We start from the raw sequence: 18,503 nt of genomic DNA on the forward strand, positions 1-18,503 counted from the left end.
CTCTCGCCGCACCCGGCCCGAGGATCTCGACCGGTGAGTGAGAGGGCGGCCGCGCCGGGACGCGCGTTGCTCCGCCTGCACCGCCGACCCAGCCCTCGAGGTCACCGTGGACAGCGCGTACGCCGGTCCTCGCTCGCACGCGCGCAGTGGCAGGTATCCGGACTCATGGGCATGTCGGCCGGGCCTTCCGGCAACAACTACCGGCCACCGCTTCCCGCACCCTTGGACCGGGTCCGGTGCTGTATCGGCGGCTTTCGCTCCCACTCACCGCTGCGGGACAGTCCCGGATTTCCACCGGGTTCCCTCTTACGACGCCCCACGGAGAGTGGCGCGAACCGACTGCGCACATCAGCGTAGAGGTGTTCGCGCCACCGCAACAGAGAGGTCTGTGTGGTTGTCTCGATTGGTGCCGCTGACAGGGCGCGGGATGTGTGCAGTACGGGCCCGCGGCCCGCGGGAGCCTGCCACCAGCGATCCTGCCGTGCAGCACACCGCCCGTGCCCCGCTTCAAACATGTCATGTCGGTACGGCTCGGCACGGTCCTGCCACAGATCCACTCGCCGGACCCGGTGGCCGGTTCGAGCCTTCGGGCCCTCGGCTGGTGAGGCGCACGGGAGTCCTGGGACCGATGTGGCCCGTGATCGGGCTCTTTCCCCACCGTCGGCCGGCCCCCCGGCACACGAGAGGAGCGGCAGATCAAGGACTCGGGCGCCGCCTGTTTCGACCGGAACAGTTACCAGCAGATCTACGCGGACGAGGCGAGCCGGAAGGCTCCCGGCCGCCGGTGACGGACGATGATGGAGGCGCACTCCCGCCGCGCGGGCCACTCCGCACGGCGGGGCCGGGCTGTCAGTCAGGAGGCGTTGGCCATGCGGATCCCTGGACCCGAGCCCCGGCCGGACGGCGGGGCGGGGGCGGTCGCCGCGGCGGGCGGACTGCACACCTACCAGCTGCGCCTGCACGCGGAGTACGGGCCCGTCGTACGGTTCCAGCTGCCGGGCGCGGAGACGGCCGTGTCGGTCGCCGACCCCGTACTGCTGGAGGCCACGGCCCACATCGACAAACGGCCGGAGCGGCTGTTCGCGTTCCTGGCCCCGCTGTGCGAGGCGGGCAACTTGCAGGTGCTGCCGGCCGAGGAGCACACCCCGTGGCGGCGCGTCCTGCTGTCGGTGCTGGCCGGGCGCCCGTCACATGAGCGGCACTTCGAGCGGTTCACCGCGCTGGCGGCCGGACTCGCCGACCACTGGGGCGAGCAGGCCCGCTACGGGCCCGTCGCGCTGCAGAAGGACCTCACCGCGCTGTCGCTGCGGATGATCTGTGCGTACGCGCTGGAGGGCGAGGCCGCGGACCCGGAGGGCGTCGTCACGGCCTTCGAGGAGGTGCTCACCGAGTACCTGGGGCGGCTCTACCAGGTGCCGGTTCCGGGCACGGAGGAGGAACGCGCCGAGCGGGCGGCCCGGGCCCTCGCCTACCTGCGCGCGACGGTCGACCGGGTGGTCGCGGCGCACCACTCCGGGGGGCGCGCGGACCGCAGCGATCTCATAGGGGCACTCGTGGAGGCCGGTGAGCGGCCCGCGCGCATCCGCGACACCGTCATGGTGACGCTGCTGGCCGCCCACCACACCACCGGGGTGGCCGTCTCCTGGACCCTGCACCTCCTGGGCCGCCACCCCGAGGCGGCCGAGCGGGTCGCCGCCGAACTGGACCGCGTCCTCGGTGACCGCGCCGTGCCCGAGTACGCCGACCTGCGGCACCTCACCTACCTGGACATGGTCCTGAAGGAAGCGATGCGGCTCTACCCGCCCGGCCCGTACGGCGCGCGGGAGACGACCGAGCCGCTCGTCCTGGGCGACTACGAACTCCCGGCCGGGACGACGGTTTTCTACCCGTTCTGGGCCGTGCACATGAACCCCGATCACTGGCCGGAGCCCGAGCAGTTCGTCCCCGAGCGGTTCACCCCGCAGCAGGTGGCCGGGCGGCCGAGGCTGGCCTACATCCCGTTCGGCATCGGGCCGCGCAGCTGCGAGGGCGCCCAGCTCGCCATGGTCGAGGCCGAACTGGTCCTGGCTGTCCTGCTCAAACGCTTCCGCTTCCGGCCCGCGCCGGGGCACCGGGTGACACCGGTCGAACGCTTCGTGCTCTGGGCGCGGGACGACATCCACATGCTCCTGACACCCCGTGACACCGCGCCGCGTGCGTGAAGCCGGTGCGTGGCCCCTGGGCCTGAACCTGGTGCGTGCTGCCACGGCTGGCGCGCGGGGAAGCTGGGTATGCATGGGGCGGCAGTGCCGGTGCGAGCAGGGGAGTGACCATGACGGAGTGGTTATTGGCGTTCGACGCGGGCTGTGGCGCGTGCGGCGAGGTGGCCGGGGAGATCGGCGGCCTGCTGGCGGACCGGCTGACGATGGTGGGGCTCGGGGACGCGCCCGTACGCGCCCTGCGGCGGCAGGCGCTGGGCGACGACCCGCCGTTCGTCCCCACGCTGCTGGCCGTGCAGGGGGACCGGGTACGGGCGTGGACGGGCCCGGCGCTGTCGGTACGGCTGTGCCGCCTGCTGGGGCCGGCCGGCTCCCTGCGGGTGGTGCGGGCCCTGAACCGGACCGACGTGCTCGTGCACGGCGACCGGCGCAGACTGCTCAAGGCCGTGCCGGGCCTGGCCCTGGGCGCGTTCCTGGTCTCCGGCGGGCTGGCCGCTCCGGCCATGGCCTCGCCCGGGCGCCGGATGACGGCGGCCGCCGCGGAGGAGTGGGCCGCCGGGCTCGAACGGCTTCCCACCGGCTACCGCGAAGTGACCGCGTTGCCGATGGCGCAGCGCAGGGCCGTGTACGCCCGTATCCCGGACCGTGCGAAGGCCGGCCTGTGGCTGGAGCACGTACAGCGCTACCGGGCGGCGCACCCCGAGCTGTCCGCGCCGCGGTCGGCGATGCTGGAGAAGGTCACCGCGGCGGTACCGGCCGTCTTCGCCGGGTCCGGCGCCTGGCCGGCGGCGGACATCGACCGGCTGCGGGAGGAGTCGGCGGCGGTCCTGGGCCCCGACGTGTCGTTCGCCGCGCTCGGGGTGCTCGGCCCGGCCGAGTCGCCCGCACCGGCCGCCTCCGGAAACTCCCGCCTGCTGATGAACTGCGACTGCCACAAGGGCGCCAGCGGCTGCAGTTCCTGCGGCAACTCCGTGCCCTGCACCCCGCAAGCTTCGGGCTGCGGGTGGCTGTGGCAGCAGAACTGCGACGGGGTGTGCGGGGGCTGAGAACTGCCGTACGGGCAGCCCCCGCACCGTGAGGTGGCCTCCGGAAGCGGGCACGGGCACACGAGCGCAGGGTGGGCGGGGCAGGCCGGCCTGCCCCGCGCGTGCAGGCGCCCCGCGTACAGGGAGGTCCGCCATGCCACCGTCCCACGGCGCCGGTTCACCCACGTTCCTCCTGGTCCACGGCGGCAACGGCTCGTCCGCCGACTGGGCAGGAGTCGTACGGGAACCGGCCCTGCGCGGGTACGGGGCGCTCGCCTGCGTGACGCTGCCCTCTGCCGTCGACTACGTCACGAAGGCGCGCGGAGAGGCAAGAGAGCCTGCTGGCGGAGCTGCCGGCCTTGAAGACTCCGGAGGAACTGGGCGTCATGCGGGGCAACTGGCGCTCCGGCGACCGGCGGGCACAGGCGGCGGTCCGCGTGGCGTACGCCGCGAGCTACCCGGAGGCCGCGTTCCTCGCCCTGCTGAACACCTACGCGCTGGACGAGACCGCCGCCATCGGCCGGCCCGACGCCCGCTGCGACGCCGGGACATGGGGCAGCGTCCCGCGCACCTGCGTACGCTTCGGCGCGGACCGCGCCATTCCGCCCGCCCTCCAGGACCACATGATCACCGAGGCCGACGCGCTCACCCCGCACCACCCTTTCGACGTCGTCACTCTGGACGCCCGCACGTCGGCCCGCACGATCCGGGGGAACTCGCGACGGTGCTCGCGGATGTGCTCTGAGCCTGTTGTTCCTCACCCCTGACACGCACTGAACCATCGCGGGTGCGTCGGCGGGTGGCGGGGCCCGGTGTCCGGTGTGTTCACCTTTACGGGTGGAGTGGCGTCCTCGTGGCATTGGGGGCGATTGCCGCCGGGAAAACACCGGGCACGGTGGCGACTTGGGTGCCCCGGCTGACGGCCCTCGGAAGGGCGTGCGGTGAGCGTGAGAGAAATGCGCCGGTTCCGGCGTGATCCGCTGCGATACATCGAAGACTGCGCACGCCGGAGTCCGGCAGCGGTGTTCCGGCTCCCGTGGGGCGCCTGGTGCGTGCGGGACACCGAGCTGGCGCTCACCGTGCTGCGCGACCCGGCCTTTCACCGCGGCATGTCCACCTTCTTCGGGGACATGCTGCCCTCGCGAACCGCCCAGATCGCCCTCGGCCGCGCCGTCCGGGACCTGATGCGGGCGTACCTGCCCGCCTACCGTCAGCGGATGGCCGAGGCAGCGGCCGGGCTGGGCCCGGTCAGCCAGTGGCCGGGAGCGGGGCCGCTGCTGGTCCACCGGTGCACGGCGGACGTGCTGCTGCGCCCCGGTGCCCCGCCGGCACTGCGGCGGCGGTTGGCGCAAGCCGTGGCGGCCGGCCTGACCGCCCGCCAGCCGTCCATGCGCCGGCGGGCGCGGGCGGAACTGCTGCGTCCCGAGCTGCTGGCCACGATCATCGAGCACGTCCACGACCGCCGGGCGCAGGGCTCCACGGCGGACGAGCCCCAGGACGTCCTGGACGCCGTGATCGGAGCCGGACCCGAGGAACTCACCGACCGGACCGTGGCGAACCTGTATGTGCTGCTGTTCCAGTCGATCGTGGGCAACATCGGCTATGCGGTGGCGTGGTCGCTGCTGCTGGCCTGTCTTCACCACCCGCCGGGCCCGCCGTGGCCGTGGCCCGCCGACTGGCTGGTGCGGGAGGCCGCACGCCACCGCCCGTTCGTCTGGATGGTCGGCCGGCCCGTTCCCCACGCCCTCGAATTCGGCGGCCTGCCGTTTGCGGCGGGCACGATCCTGTCGGTCAGCCCCTATCTGCTGCACCACGACCCGCACCGCTGGGACCGACCCGAGACGTTCCGTCCCGGACGCTGGGGCGAACCAGGCGGGCAAGGCCCCTACCTCCCCTTCAGCGCGGGCCCGTTCACCTGCGCCGGGGCGGCCGTCGCACACAGCATGGCCACCGAGGCGGTCGCCGCCCTGGCCCAGGACGCCCGCCTGACCGTCAGCGGCGGCGATGCCCGGCCCCTGGTGTCCGGCTCCGTCCTGCCCCGGCCCTTCACCCTGCGCCGCGACCTCAAGGCCCCCGTTCAGCCCACGCTGACGAGAGGAGGTGAATAACATGATCGCTGCCATCCGACGCATCATCTGGGACAAGCCCGCCAGTTACTGGGAGCCGAATGTCTGGCTCTGACAGTCCTGACAGGCCTGACAGTCCCGGATTGTCCTGGTGGTCCGCGCGCCATGGCCGATGGCGCGCGGGTCGCCGCTGTGGTGTCGCCCGCGCCGTGTGCCGGAGCCTGGACGTCCTCCGGTCAGAACGCGCCACCGAGGCGCTCGATCAGCACCCGCGCCGTCTCGTCACCGCCCGCGGCGGCCCCGGCCGTGACCGCGCCGACGGCGACCGGAGCCAGGATGCCCTTGAGCGCCGCCACCGCGCGCCGTACCGCGCCGCGGTCCGGTCGGTCCCGGCTCGCCTCGTCGAGGATGGCCGTCTCGATGGCCGCGGCGTCGTCCAGAACCTCTTCCGCGACGGCCAGTGAAGGCAGCCGGCGCAGGGTGTCGGCGACGGCTTCGACCAGGTCCTCGAATTCCGGGGCGATCTTCCGCCCGGCCTTCCGGGCGGTGTTCTCCGCGCCGTCGCCCCAGGCCAGTTGCGACCGCACGACATCGCCGTACGTCACCGGCCCCTGCACCTTGCCCGCATTGCCGTCGCCGACCTGGATTATCTTGTCGCCGAAGTGCGGCGATGTTTCGCTCATCGGGTCACCTTGCCCGTGTTCTGGTTGCCGAACTGCTTGATGCTGTCGCCGACATGGAAGTTCTCCACCTGGAATTGGAACTCCGCCTGCGGATTGTCGATCGCATCCATGATGGAGTGCGATATCTGCGCCACCAGATTCTTGTCGGGACTCGTCAGTACGGCGTACGGCGCGCCCGCCGTCTCGATGTTGAGCCGGTGCAGCGTACTGCGTGTCGCCGCCATGGTCAGCCGCATGAGGACGGAGATGACCAGCACGGCCGCTCCGGCGAGCACGAGTGGACCGACGAGCGTGGCGAGGGCGACGCGCCCGCCGGTGCTGTACAGCATCATTCCCATGAACACGGCGCACACCCCGAACCCCCAAGGCCCGACGCGCTTCAGGATCAGCCAGAGTCTGGGCTTCAGCTCGGTGGTCGTCACGCAGGCGATGTTGTGCAGCGGATACGCCGCGGCGCCGACCCATAGGATCCGCCGGCTCACCTGGACATTGATCACTTCGCGTTTGTAGAACACGCTTCCCCCGAGTCGGCTCGCTGCCGGAAAAGACACGGCCGGACCAGCATTGCCGAAAGGCCGCCGCATGAACAGTGGTTACGCGCGAACCCGGAGAGCGGGTGCGTTGCGTGAATGTTTCCCCAGAGGGCATTGCAGGGAAAAGCCGGCCCGGCGGACACCGTGAACGGCACACCGGCCGCCGCGTCGGCGGCGCTCCCCGCCGCACCGCGCGCCCACCGGTCCGGGATACTGAGCCGGTGGGAATGCGGATAGCGGTGCTCGGACCGGTACGGGTCTTCGACGGCGACGGGACACCGGTCGGCATCGGGGGCGCCAGACCACGCATGCTGCTCAGCCGACTTGCGCTGGCGGCGGGCGACCTGGTGACACCCGCCGCGCTGATCGACGGCCTGTGGGGCACGCGGCCTCCCGCCGACGCGCTCAACTCGCTGCACGCACTGGTCTACCGGCTGCGCAAAGCCCTTCCCGACGGCGAGCTGCTGGAATCGTCGGGAGCCGGTTACCGCCTCGCGGTACCGGAAGAGCACGTGGACGCCGCCCGCTTCGAAGCGCTGGCGGCCCGCGGCGGACGCGAACTCGCCGCGGGGGCGCCCGAGGAAGCGGCCTCGCTGCTCGGCGAGGCGCTCGCGCTGTGGCGGGGGCCCGCGCTGGCCGACGTAAGGGAGGCTCCGTTCGCCGGTCCGGCCGGGGACCGGCTGGAGGAACTGCGGAACACGGCGTTCGAGAACCGCTGCGAGGCCGAGTTGCGGCTCGGCCGCCACGCCGAGGTCCTGGCCGACCTGGAGGCGGCGTCGGCGGACCATCCGCTACGGGAACGGCTCGCCGCCCTGCGCATGCGCGCCCTGCACGCCGCGGGCCGGCAGTCCGACGCGCTGGCCGTGTTCGAGGACGTCCGCGGCAGGCTCGCGGACGAGCTGGGCGTCGACCCGTCGCCCGAACTGCGGGAAGCCCACCTCGCCGTGCTGCGCGGCGGCGCGGAGCCGCCCGCCGTACGGTCCGGTCCGGCGCCCGGCCGGCTGCCGGCCCGGCTCACCTCGTTCGTCGGCCGGGACCGTGAGACGGCGCTGCTCGACCGGCTGTTGGGGACGTCCCGGCTGGTCACGGTCGTCGGACCCGGCGGTGTGGGCAAAACCCGGCTGGCCGTGGAGGCGGCATCCCGGCACCGGGCCCACCGGCAGGGCCGGCTGTGGCTCGTCCCGCTGGCCGGAGCGCGCGGGGCCGACGAGGTGGCCGACGCGGTGCTGGGGACGCTCAGCACCCCGCACGCGCCACGGCCGTCCGGTGACAGCCGTACGGAACCGCTGGACCAGGTGGCCGAACTGCTCGGCGGTGGCGAGGCCGTGCTCGTCCTGGACAACTGCGAGCAGGCCGTCGACGCCGTCGCCGCGTTCGCGCAGGGCATCCTCGAACGGCGCCCGCGGCTGACCGTCCTGGCCACCAGCAGGGAACCCCTGGACGTCATGGGCGAGTCGCTCTGCCGCCTCGGCCCGCTGCCCCTGCCGCCCCGGGGCGCGGACCCGGCCGAGGCCGCCGCGTCGGCCGCCGTACGGCTCTTCGTCGACCGGGCGACGGCCGTACGCCCCGGCTTCACCCCCGACGCGTCCGCCCTGGGCGCGGTGACCGAGGTGGTCCGCAGGCTGGACGGCCTGCCGCTCGCCCTCGAACTGGCCGCGGCCCGGCTGCGGTCGATGAGCGCGGAACAGATCGCCCGGCGGCTCGACGACCGGTTCCGGCTGCTGTCCACGGGCAACCGGGCGGCGCAGCCGCGCCAGCGCACCCTGCACGCGGTGATCGAGTGGAGCTGGGAACTGCTGACCGGCCAGGAGCAGGCGCTGGCCCGGCGGATGGCGGTCTTTCCGGCGACGACCGGCGCCGAGGCCGTCGAGGCGGTCTGTCCGGGCGGGCCGCTGACGGCCGGGGACGTCCCCTACGTCCTCGGCTCACTGGTCGACAAGTCCCTCGTGGAACAGGCCGGGGACGGCTACCGGATGCTGGAGAGCGTACGGGCGTACGCGGCGGAGCGGCTCCTCCGGGCGGGCGAGCGGGAAGCGGTCCGGGACCGCCTCGTGCGGCACTTCGCCGATGTGGCCGGGCATCACGAGCCGCTGCTGCGCTCCGCCCGCCAGCAGGACTCCTTCGCGCTGTTCACCGCCGAGTACGACAACCTGGTGTTCGCGCTGCGGACGGCCGTCGACGCAGGGGACGCGGACGCCGCGACCCGGCTCCTCGGCCCGCTGTACTGGTACTGGAACACGCTGCGCCACGACGCGCGGGCCGAAGCCCTCGTGGCCGGGGTGTGCGAACTGGGCGACGCGCTGCCCGAGGACGCCCGTACCGCCTTCACCGCGATCCGCCTCCTGACCGGCACGGGCGGTCCGGCCCCCGACGCCGAGCGGGTGCGTGCCCTGATCGAGGAGTGCGCGCGCACCGGGGCGCTGGAGCGCTATCCGATGCTGCTCCTGGTGATCTTGCCGACGGGCTTTCTGTACGGCCTCGACGAACTGGTGGGACAGCTGATGCGGGAGGTCCGCGGACGCCGGGACCGCTGGGCCGTCGGGTGCACGTACCTCGTGGAGGCTTTCACCCGGCACGACCGCGGCGACTGGGCAGGCCGGGCGAGCGCCACGACTGCCGCCCTGCGCGAGTTCGAGGCGGCGGGCGACCCCTGGTGCACGGCGATGGCGCTGGCCGGCACGGCGCAGGTGCACTCCGTCCGCGGCGACCACGACCAGGCGGTCGCCGCCTACCGGCGCGGACTCGCCCTCGTACCCCGGGACGAGATCCAGTACCGGCTCGGGCTCGCCGCCGAGCGGATGCGCGGCGGCGACCTGACGAGCGCGCGGTACGACATCGACACCGCCGAACAGGCGGCCCGGGACCGCGGCGACGACCTCCTGCGCATCGGGGCCCTGGCCTGCCGGGCCGACCTGCACCGCCGCGCCGGGGAACTGCACGAGGCCGACCGGCAGCTGGACCGGATGGCGGCGGTCGGCCGCGCGGCCTGCCTGGCCGACGAGGCGGTGGCGGACTGGACCGTGCCGGCCCGGATGGCGAACCTTCTGACGGCCGGTGACGCCGTACGTGCACGGGAGCTGCTGCCCAGGACCGTACAAGCCGCCTTCGCACACCGGGACGTCGCACCGGCGGCGCAACAGCTTGCCAAGCTGCTGCTGGCGGAGGGGGACGCGGCGGGCGCGGCCACCGCGCTCGGCACGAGCCGAGCCATCCGTGGCGCCTTCGACGAGGGCGACCCCGAGCTGCGCGAACTCACCGCCGAACTCGTGCGGCGGCTCGGCCGCGCGGCGTACGACACGGCGTACGGCCGGGGCGCCGCCACACCGCGGCAGGAGGCGCTCGACCGTCTGCGGCCGGTGGCCGACGGCGGCTGACGGCCCCTGACGGTGGCCCGGCCGCGCTGTCAGCGGACGGTCAGAGCCCTGTCATCGCCGGGCGGCACCGTCTTCCCCGTACCGAGAAGAGGGCGGACAGCCGGCCCCCAGGAGGGGACCGCGGCGCCCGAGGGGAAGGAACCGACATGACGAACTCCGTGACCATCCGGCGCGAGAAGCTCCAGCAGGTGCTCGACCGGCTGGTGGCCGAGGTGGACGTGCCCGGCATCGTCGCCGAGGTCCGGGACGCGGACGGCACCTGGTTCGGATCGGCCGGCGTCGCGGACATCGAGTCCCGGCGCCCGCGCCAGGAGGGCGAGCACCTGCACGTCGGCAGCGCCGCCAAGGCGTTCACCGCCGCCACGGTGCTCCAGCTGGAGGCCGAGGGCCGGCTGAGCATCGCGGACACGGTCGAGAAGTGGCTGCCCGGCGCGCTGGACGTGAACGGCTACGACGGCAACAAGATCACCATCAGGCACCTGCTCAGCAACACCGGCGGACTGTTCATCACCGGCCTCGCGCCGGAGCTGTCGGAGCGCTACGCCACCCGCTCCAAGTTCGCCGAGCACCGCTTCGACTCCTGGACCGTGGACGAACTGCTGGCCCTGACGGTGTCCCAGCCTCCCCTCCACGAGCCGGGCACGGCCTTCGCCTACTCCAACGGCGGCTTCTACCTCGCCGGCATGATCATCGAGAAGGTCACCGGCAACACCTACGCGGAGGAGGTCGCCCGCACCATCGCCGAGCCCCTCGGCCTGACCCACACCTATGTGCGCCCCGCCGACGAGACCGGCTACCCGGAGCCGTACCCGCGGGCGTATTCCAGCCTGTTCCTGAAGGACGGCGTCGACCCCGCCGACGTCACCGCGGAGAACTGGAAGTCGATGTTCGAGGAGCCCGGCCTGCCGCTCCTGGACACCACCGAGTACAACAGCTCCTGGGCCTGGTCGGCCGGCAACGTCGTCTCCACGACCAGCGAGATGATCAAGGTGTGCAACGCCTTCGTCTCCGGCAGCCTCCTGCCGGAACCCCAGCACCGCGCGATGTGGTCCCTGGTCTCCACCGAGGGCGCCCACTGGATGCCGCACGCCTCGTACGGCCTGGGGGTCTTCGAACTGGACCCGGCGGTGACCGGCGGCCACACGCTCCGCGGCCTGGGCGGCAGCATGCAGGGCTCCCACTTCGCCGCCGTCGGCACCCCCGACGGCGAACAGACGATCGCCCTGCACACCAACATCGAATTCAAGAGCTGGCAGGTCCTCTTCCGGACCCTGGAGGCGCAGTTCGGCCTCCCGGCCGTCCCGGGGGTGTGACGGCGGAGACCGGCATCGCCCCGGCCGACGGAGGGCGGGGCGGCGCCGGTCTCCTCACCGGACGGCCCCGACGGCACCTTTGGGCGCCCGCCGCCCCGGCCACCACACGGCTTTCAGACCACTTGGACGCCGATGAGGCAGGTGTCGTCGTCGGTGTCGGACTTGCTGTGGGTCAGCAGGCGGTCGAGCCGGTGCTCCAGAGAGGCGGCCGGAGCCTGCGCGGTGGCGAGCAGCTGGGCCAGCGACTCGTGGATGGCGGTGTCCCGCCGCTCGACCAGGCCGTCGGTGTACATCAGGAGGGTGTCGTCCGCCTCCAGCTGGAGCACCGCCTCCTCGTACGTGGCTTCCGGGAGCGCTCCCAGGAGCAGCCCGCGGACCAGCGGCAGCCTGCTCGCCTCGTGACCGCGGACCAGCACGGGCGGCAGGTGCCCGGCCCGCGCCCAGCGCAGGGTGCGGGTCCAGGGGTCGTACACGCCGCAGACGGCCGTGGCGGACACCTGGTCGGTGAGGTGGTGGGCCACGATGTTCAGCCAGGACAGCAGCTGGCCGGGGCCGGCCCCGGTGACGGCGAGGCCGCGCAGGGCGTTGCGCAGCACCACCATGCCGGTGGCTGCCTCGATGCCGTGCCCCGCGATGTCACCGACGCACAGCAGCACGCGCTGCGAGGGCAGCACGACGGCGTCGTACCAGTCGCCGCCCACCAGGGACTCGGTCTCCGCGGGCCGGTAACGCACCGCGATCTGCAGGCCCGGGGCGTCCATGGGGCCGCGGCTCGGCGGCATGATGGCCTGCTGGAGCTGGAGCGCGAGGCGGTTGCGCTCGGCCGACTGCTGCTCGGTGTGCGCGAGCTGGTCGCGGGTGGCGGCGAGCGCCACCTCGGTCCAGTGCTGGGAGGAGATGTCCTGGTAGGCGCCGCGTACGGAGAGCAGCCCGCCGTCGGCGTCGAGGACCGGCTCGGCGATCACCCGGATGTGCCGGGTGACGCCGTCGGGACGCCGGAGGCGGAAGCTGGCCGAGGCCGGGCGCCGGTGGTGCAGCACGGCGCGCTGGAAGCGGCCGATGGCGACGCTGTCGTCCGGGTGCGCGTGGGCGGTCAGCTCGTGCAGGGACACGGGGGCGTCGGTGGCCGGCCGGCCGTACAGGGCGAAGAGCTGCCCGTTCCAGGTGATCTCGCCGGTCAGCAGATTCTCCTCGAAGCCGCCGATCCGGCCGAGGCGCTGGGCGTGCTGGAGGAGGCTGGCCAGCCGGGCGGTCTCGTCCTCGATGCGCCAGATGAGCAGCACGCTGTCCCCGTGCCGGCTGACGCTGATGTCGGCGACGGCGGCCAGCGGCACCTGGTCCACCAGCGCGGTCAGGGTCGTCCGCTGGGCGCGGAAGGGCTCTCCCGTGGCGTAGACGCGCTGGACCTTGTCGAACAGTTCGCTCTCGTCGGCGGCCATCGGGTACGCCTCCAGCAGCAGCGCGCCGTTGACGAAGCTGCGGGGGCGGCCCGCCGGGTCCATGAAGCGCCCGTTGACGTGGTGGATGCGGAAGTCGCTCAGGTGACCGTCGGCCGCGAGGTGCGGAGTGAGGACGAGCGCCGGGTCGTGCAGCCCGTCCGCCAAGTCCACCAGCTCGGCCACGGCGGGGGAGTGCGGGGCGGCGGACAGGCCGTGCCCACGCGCCTCCGGGGTGCCTTCGAGGGTGTGCGCGCACAGCTGCGCCAGCGCCTCGATCTGACGCATGATCACCGGCGGCTGCGGGGGGAGCGGCTGCTGCCAGCAGATCTCCAGGACGCCGTGGATGCGGCCGCCGGTGCCGGCCGGCAGCGCCACCCGGCCGCCGTGCGGATGGTGCGTACGGCCGATCGACGGGATGCCCGTCTCGGCCAGGGAGACGAACCGGACGGTGTCCCGTTCGGTCAGCGCCTGGCGGGCGACGGTGACCACGCCGGGGGGTACGTAGCGCCAGCGCACCGCCTCGTCGGCGGGGAACCCCGCGTGCCCGGCCAGGGTGAGGGACGTGTCCGGGCCCGCGGCCCAGATGGCGACGGCCGTCGCGCCCAGCGGAGCCAGCGCGTGCTGCAGCAGGGAGTCGGCGACGGCCTGGGTGTCGTCGGCCGCCAGCGCGGCGCTCTCGGCGGTACGCAGCCGCACCGCGACGGCCGGGCCCGTCTCGTCGTGCCCGGCCCGGGTGCGGCGCAGGAAGGCGTCGGCGAGGTCCGCCACGCGGTCGCGGGCCGCCTGGTTGATGATGTCCACGGCCAGCTCCAGCTGGGAGACCGCGGCCTGCTCCGCGAGCTCGGCGAGCTGCCGGGTCGCCTGGGCCGGCCCGCAGTGCAGCCGCTCGATCATGATGCCCTTGGCGAGTTCGATCAGCGCCCGCCCGTCGGCGGCGGCGTGCGCCGCCTGGACTTCGCTGCGCAGCCGCTCGACCGTGGCGGCCAGACGGCCGACAGCGGATATCTGACCGGGCCGGGCGTCGGCCGGGCCCTGGTCCCGGCCGGACCCGGACCCCGGCGAGACGCCGTCCCCGGACGGGGTGCCGACGTGCTCATAAGTGCTCATGATGCTGCCGATTCTTCGAGGCGAGAGGTGCGTTTCGTGAGCAGGTCGGGGGAGGCGCCCGGTCGGCCGGGCACCGCCCTCAGGAGGTCAGCCACCGGCGGACACAGGCGATCAGGTCGTTGGTGTCCACCGGCTTGGTGACGTAGTCGGTGGCGCCGGAGGCGAGGCTCTTCTCGCGGTCCCCGGGCATGGCCTTGGCCGTGACGGCGATGATGGGCAGATGGGCGTGGGCCGGCATCTGCCGGATCTCCGCGGTCGCGGTGTAGCCGTCCATCTCGGGCATCATCACGTCCATCAGGATGAGGTCGATGTCCGGATGCTCGATCAGCGTCTCGATCCCCTTGCGCCCGTCCTCCGCGTGGCGGACGTTCAGGCCGTGCAGTTCCAGGATGCTGCTGAGCGCGTACAGATTGCGCGCGTCGTCGTCGACGACGAGGACCGTACGGCCGCTGAGGCTGTCGTCGACGGGCTGCGGAGCGTGCTGTACGGGCTCCTCCGGCCGTACCAGCGGCAGGACGTCACCGGGCTGCTCGGCGGACAGGTGCAGGGCGATGCGCTCACGCAACTCGTCGAGGCTGGAGAGCAGCTCCAGCGGCTGGGCGCTGGCGCGCGCCTGCAAGGTGCGTTCCTGCTCCGCCTCCAGGCGCCTGCTGTTGTGCGCGAGGACGGCGACGGTCCGTACGGCGGCGTCACCGTCCATCGCGTCCAGGAACCGCAGGGCTTCGCCGTCGGCCATGTCCAGGTCGAGCACCACGCAGTGGAACGGCCCGGCGGCCAGCGCTCCGGCGGCCTCCTGGGCGCCAACTGCGGAGACGACCTCGATGTTCTCCTGACGGTCGCTCAGGTCCTGGCCGCCGGTGAACTCGGCGACCGCGCTGTCGGCCACATGGGAGAGCAGCCCGCGGGCCCGCTCCTCGATCACCAGCAGTCGGCGCGGCTGCGCGGGGGCCGCGACGGGGGTACGCGGCTGGCTCTCGCGCTCCTCGTCCTGCGCGTGCGCCGCCGCCTCCTGGGCCGGTACCGCGCCGGTCTGCTCCTGGAAGTCGGCGCGCGCGACCGGCAGATAGAGGGTGAAGGCGCTGCCCTGACCGGGCGTGCTCTCGGCGGTCACGGCACCGCCCAGGAGGTGGGCGATCTCGCGGCTGATGGACAGGCCGAGGCCGGTGCCCCCGTACTTGCGGCTGGTGGTGCCGTCCGCCTGCTGGAACGCCCCGAAGATCACGTCCAGCTGCTGCTCGGCGATGCCGATACCGGTGTCCTGGACGCGGAAGGCGACCACGGGGCCGCCGCGCAGGACGGTGTCGGGCAGTTCCCGGTCGGCGGCGGGCTCGATCCGCAGCTCGACGCCGCCCTGCTCGGTGAACTTGACCGCGTTGGACAGGAGGTTGCGCAGGACCTGACGCAGCCGCGCGTCGTCGGTCAGCAGGTCCACCGGCACCCCGGCCGCGGCACTGATGCTGAAATCGAGACCCTTCTGTGTGGTCAGCGGCCGGAACGTCGCCTCGACGTAGTCCAGGAGCTGCCGCAGCGCCACCCGCTCCGGGGTGATGTCCATCTTGCCCGCCTCGACCTTCGACAGGTCGAGGATGTCGTTGATGAGCTGGAGCAGGTCCGAGCCGGCGGAGTGGATGATGCCCGCGTACTCGACCTGTTTGGGCGTGAGGTTGCGCGTCGGGTTCTGCGCCAGCAGCTGCGCCAGGATGAGCAGGCTGTTGAGCGGCGTCCGCAGCTCGTGACTCATGTTGGCCAGGAACTCCGACTTGTACTTCGACGCCAGCGCCAGCTGCCGCGCCCGGTCCTCCAGCTCCTGCCGGGCCTGCTCGATCTCCAGGTTCTTGGTCTCGATGTCGCGGTTCTGCGAGGCGAGCAGCTCCGCCTTCTCCTCCAGTTCCGCGTTGGAGCGCTGGAGCTCCTCCTGCTGCCGGGTCAGCTCCCCGGAGCGGGCCTGCAGCTCCCCGGCCAGCCGCTGCGACTCGTCCAGCAGCTCGTCGGTACGCGCGTTGGCGACGATGGTGTTGACGTTGACGCCCACCATCTCCATAAGCTGTTCGAGGAAGTCCTGGTGCACCGGTGTGAAGTGGGTGAAGGACGCCAGCTCGATGACGCCGAGGACCTGGTCCTCGACGATGATCGGCAGCACGATCAGGCTGCCCGGCGCCGTCTGGCCCAGGCCGCAGGAGATGCTGATGTAGCCGGCCGGCACGCCGTCGGCGACGATCGTCCGGCGGCTGCGGGCGGCCTGGCCCACCAGGGACTCGCCCAGCCCGAAGCGGTCGTGCCCCGGGCTGCCGGCGGGCCGGCCGTACGCGCCGACGAGCCGGAGCACGGTGCCCTGCCCGTTCTCCTCCGCCAGGTAGAAGGCGCCGTACTGGGCCGAGACGAGCGGCGTCAGTTCGTCCATGACCAGCTCGGCGACGACCGCGAGGTCCCGGTGGCCCTGCATCAGCCCGGAGATGCGGGCCAGGTTGCTCTTGAGCCAGTCCTGCTCCTGGTTGGCACGGGTGGTCTCGCGCAGCGACCGCACCATGGAGTTGATGTTGTCCTTCAGCTCCGCGACCTCGCCCGAGGCGTCCACCGTGATGGAGCGGGTCAGGTCACCCTCGGCGACCGCGCTGGTCACCTCGGCGATGGCCCGTACCTGCCGGGTGAGGTTGCCGGCCAGCTCGTTGACGTTCTCCGTCAGGCGCTTCCAGGTGCCCGACACGCCCTCGACCTCGGCCTGTCCGCCGAGCCGCCCCTCGCTGCCGACCTCGCGCGCGACGCGGGTGACCTCGGAGGCGAAGGAGGAGAGCTGGTCGACCATCGTGTTGATGGTGGTCTTCAGCTCCAGGATCTCGCCCCGGGCGTCGACATCGATCTTCTTCGACAGGTCACCGTTGGCCACGGCCGTGGTGACCTGGGCGATGTTGCGCACCTGACCGGTCAGGTTGTTGGCCATCGAGTTGACGTTGTCGGTCAGGTCCTTCCAGGTACCGGCCACGTTCGGAACGCGGGCCTGGCCGCCCAGCATCCCTTCGGTGCCGACCTCGCGCGCCACCCGCGTCACCTCGTCGGCGAACGCCGACAGCGTGTCGACCATCGTGTTGATCACGCCGGCCAGCGCGGCGACCTCGCCCTTCGCCTCCACCATGATCTTCTGCGACAGGTCGCCCTTGGCGACCGCGGCGGCCACCTGGGCGATGGACCGCACCTGGCCGGTCAGGTTGGAGGCCATCACATTGACGTTGTCGGTCAGGTCCTTCCACGTACCCGACACGCCCCGCACCGTGGCCTGGCCACCGAGATTGCCCTCCGTGCCGACCTCACGGGCCACCCGCGTGACCTCGTCGGCGAAGGCCGAGAGCTGGTCGACCATCGTGTTGATGGTGCTCTTCAGCTCCAGGATCTCGCCCCGGGCGTCCACGCGGATCTTCTGCGACAGGTCGCCCTGCGCCACCGCGGTGGTGACCTCGGCGATGGACCGCACCTGCGCCGTGAGGTTGTCCGCCATCACGTTGACGGACTCGGTCAGGTCCTTCCACGTACCGGAGACGCCCTTGACGTCGGCCTGTCCGCCGAGCCGTCCCTCCGTGCCGACCTCGCGGGCGACCCGGGTGACCTCGTCGGCGAAGGCGGAGAGCTGGTCGACCATCGTGTTGATGGTGTTCTTCAGCTTCAGGATCTCGCCGCGGGCGTCCACGGTGATCTTCTGTGACAGGTCGCCCTGGGCCACCGAGGTCGCGACCGCCGCGATCGAGCGCACCTGTGAGGTGAGGTTTCCGGCCATGAAGTTGACCGAGTCGGTCAGATCCCGCCAGGTGCCGCCGACGCCGGGCACCTGAGCCTGGCCGCCGAGCCGCCCTTCGGTGCCGACCTCGCGGGCGACGCGGGTGACTTCGTCGGCGAAGGCGGAGAGCTGGTCGACCATCGTGTTGATGGTCGTCTTCAGTTCCAGGATCTCGCCGCGGGCGTCCACGGTGATCTTCTGCGACAGGTCGCCCCGGGCGACCGCCGTGGTCACCTGGGCGATGTTGCGTACCTGTGAGGTGAGGTTTCCGGCCATGAAGTTGACCGAGTCGGTCAGATCCCGCCAGGTGCCGCCGACGCCGGGCACCTCGGCCTGTCCGCCGAGCCGGCCCTCGCTGCCGACCTCGCGGGCGACGCGGGTGACCTCGTCGGCGAAGGCGGAGAGCTGGTCGACCATCGTGTTGACGGTGTTCTTCAGCTCCAGGATCTCGCCCTGCGCATCGACGTCGATCTTCTGCGACAGATCGCCGCGGGCCACCGCGGTGGCCACCTGCGCGATGTCGCGCACCTGGGTGGTCAGGTTGCCGGCCATCACGTTCACCGAGTCGGTCAGATCGGCCCAGGTGCCGGAGACGCCCGGAACCTCGGCCTGCCCGCCGAGCCGGCCCTCGCTGCCGACCTCGCGCGCCACCCGGGTCACTTCCGAGGTGAACCGGGACAGCTGGTCGACCATGCCGTTGAAGACGGTCGCGATCTCGCCGAGCAGCCCGTCGTCCTCCGGGAGCCGCGTCCCGAAGTTCCCGTCGCGAACGGCCGTCAGCCCCGCGAGCAGCTGCCGCAGATCCGGCTCCCCGACCCTGCCTCCCGTACGCCCCGACCTCGTCCGCGACACCGGACGTGCGTTGTCGTCCGCCGTCTCTGCAGCCATGCCCCGACCTCGTTCCACTTACCGGACCCCCTGCGCAGGGCACGACGGCGCTGTGGTCCCTGCCTCAAAGGCGCGCACACCTGTGCCTCACGCCGACACCTCGTGACCTTG

The 18,503-nt window shown here is 72.6% G+C and carries 10 protein-coding genes and 1 riboswitch; of the genes, 6 read left to right on the top strand and 4 right to left on the bottom strand.

Annotation, left to right across the window (positions count from 1 at the left end; all coding sequences use genetic code 11):
• Positions 1-131: 131 nt before the first annotated feature.
• Positions 132-356, bottom strand: a riboswitch (cobalamin riboswitch).
• 513 nt (positions 357-869) lie between these two features.
• The 4 genes from OEIGOIKO_RS36615 (at position 870) to OEIGOIKO_RS36630 (ending at position 5,331) form a co-directional block, all read left to right on the top strand.
• The gene (locus OEIGOIKO_RS36615; protein ID WP_125057638.1) at positions 870-2,201 is read left to right on the top strand and encodes a cytochrome P450; all 1,332 of its coding nucleotides are present in this window, start codon (positions 870-872) and stop codon (positions 2,199-2,201) included.
• 110 nt (positions 2,202-2,311) lie between these two features.
• Positions 2,312-3,244, top strand: coding sequence for a bacteriocin fulvocin C-related protein (locus OEIGOIKO_RS36620; protein ID WP_125057639.1), 933 nt, complete (start codon positions 2,312-2,314; stop codon positions 3,242-3,244).
• A gap of 338 nt (positions 3,245-3,582) precedes the next feature.
• A complete protein-coding gene (locus tag OEIGOIKO_RS36625; protein ID WP_125057640.1) occupies positions 3,583-3,990 on the top strand; it encodes a hypothetical protein in 408 nt (135 codons plus the stop codon).
• Positions 3,991-4,245: 255 nt separating this feature from the next.
• Positions 4,246-5,331 (top strand): cytochrome P450, encoded by a 1,086-nt coding sequence (locus OEIGOIKO_RS36630; RefSeq protein ID WP_246177780.1) that lies wholly within the window; start codon positions 4,246-4,248, stop codon positions 5,329-5,331.
• Between the two features lie 194 nt (positions 5,332-5,525).
• On the opposite strand, the gene OEIGOIKO_RS36635 is transcribed toward OEIGOIKO_RS36630, so the two are convergent.
• Both OEIGOIKO_RS36635 and OEIGOIKO_RS36640 read right to left on the bottom strand, forming a co-directional pair.
• Positions 5,526-5,972, bottom strand: coding sequence for a magnesium transporter CorA family protein (locus tag OEIGOIKO_RS36635; protein WP_125057641.1), 447 nt, complete (start codon positions 5,970-5,972; stop codon positions 5,526-5,528).
• Positions 5,969-6,469, bottom strand: a complete 501-nt coding sequence (locus OEIGOIKO_RS36640) for a DUF6232 family protein (protein WP_125057642.1) — start codon at positions 6,467-6,469, stop codon at positions 5,969-5,971. Before OEIGOIKO_RS36640 ends, OEIGOIKO_RS36635 begins: the two co-directional genes overlap by 4 nt.
• A gap of 263 nt (positions 6,470-6,732) precedes the next feature.
• On the opposite strand from OEIGOIKO_RS36640, the gene OEIGOIKO_RS36645 reads away from it, so the two are divergent.
• Positions 6,733-9,879: a BTAD domain-containing putative transcriptional regulator gene (locus OEIGOIKO_RS36645; RefSeq protein ID WP_125059439.1), complete on the top strand. Its 3,147-nt coding sequence runs from the start codon at positions 6,733-6,735 to the stop codon at positions 9,877-9,879.
• Between the two features lie 146 nt (positions 9,880-10,025).
• Positions 10,026-11,192: a serine hydrolase domain-containing protein gene (locus OEIGOIKO_RS36650; RefSeq protein WP_125057643.1), complete on the top strand. Its 1,167-nt coding sequence runs from the start codon at positions 10,026-10,028 to the stop codon at positions 11,190-11,192.
• 113 nt (positions 11,193-11,305) lie between these two features.
• Here the strand turns inward: OEIGOIKO_RS36650 and OEIGOIKO_RS36655 are convergent, their stop codons facing one another.
• Complete coding sequence (locus OEIGOIKO_RS36655; RefSeq protein ID WP_125057644.1) at positions 11,306-13,738, bottom strand: SpoIIE family protein phosphatase; 2,433 nt, start codon at positions 13,736-13,738, stop codon at positions 11,306-11,308.
• A gap of 79 nt (positions 13,739-13,817) precedes the next feature.
• On the bottom strand, positions 13,818-18,392 hold the full coding sequence (locus OEIGOIKO_RS36660; protein WP_125057645.1) for a HAMP domain-containing protein: 4,575 nt from the start codon (positions 18,390-18,392) through the stop codon (positions 13,818-13,820).
• Between the last annotated feature and the right edge of the window lie 111 nt (positions 18,393-18,503).

Source organism: Streptomyces paromomycinus (genome assembly GCF_003865155.1).
Lineage (GTDB): Bacteria > Actinomycetota > Actinomycetes > Streptomycetales > Streptomycetaceae > Streptomyces > Streptomyces chrestomyceticus.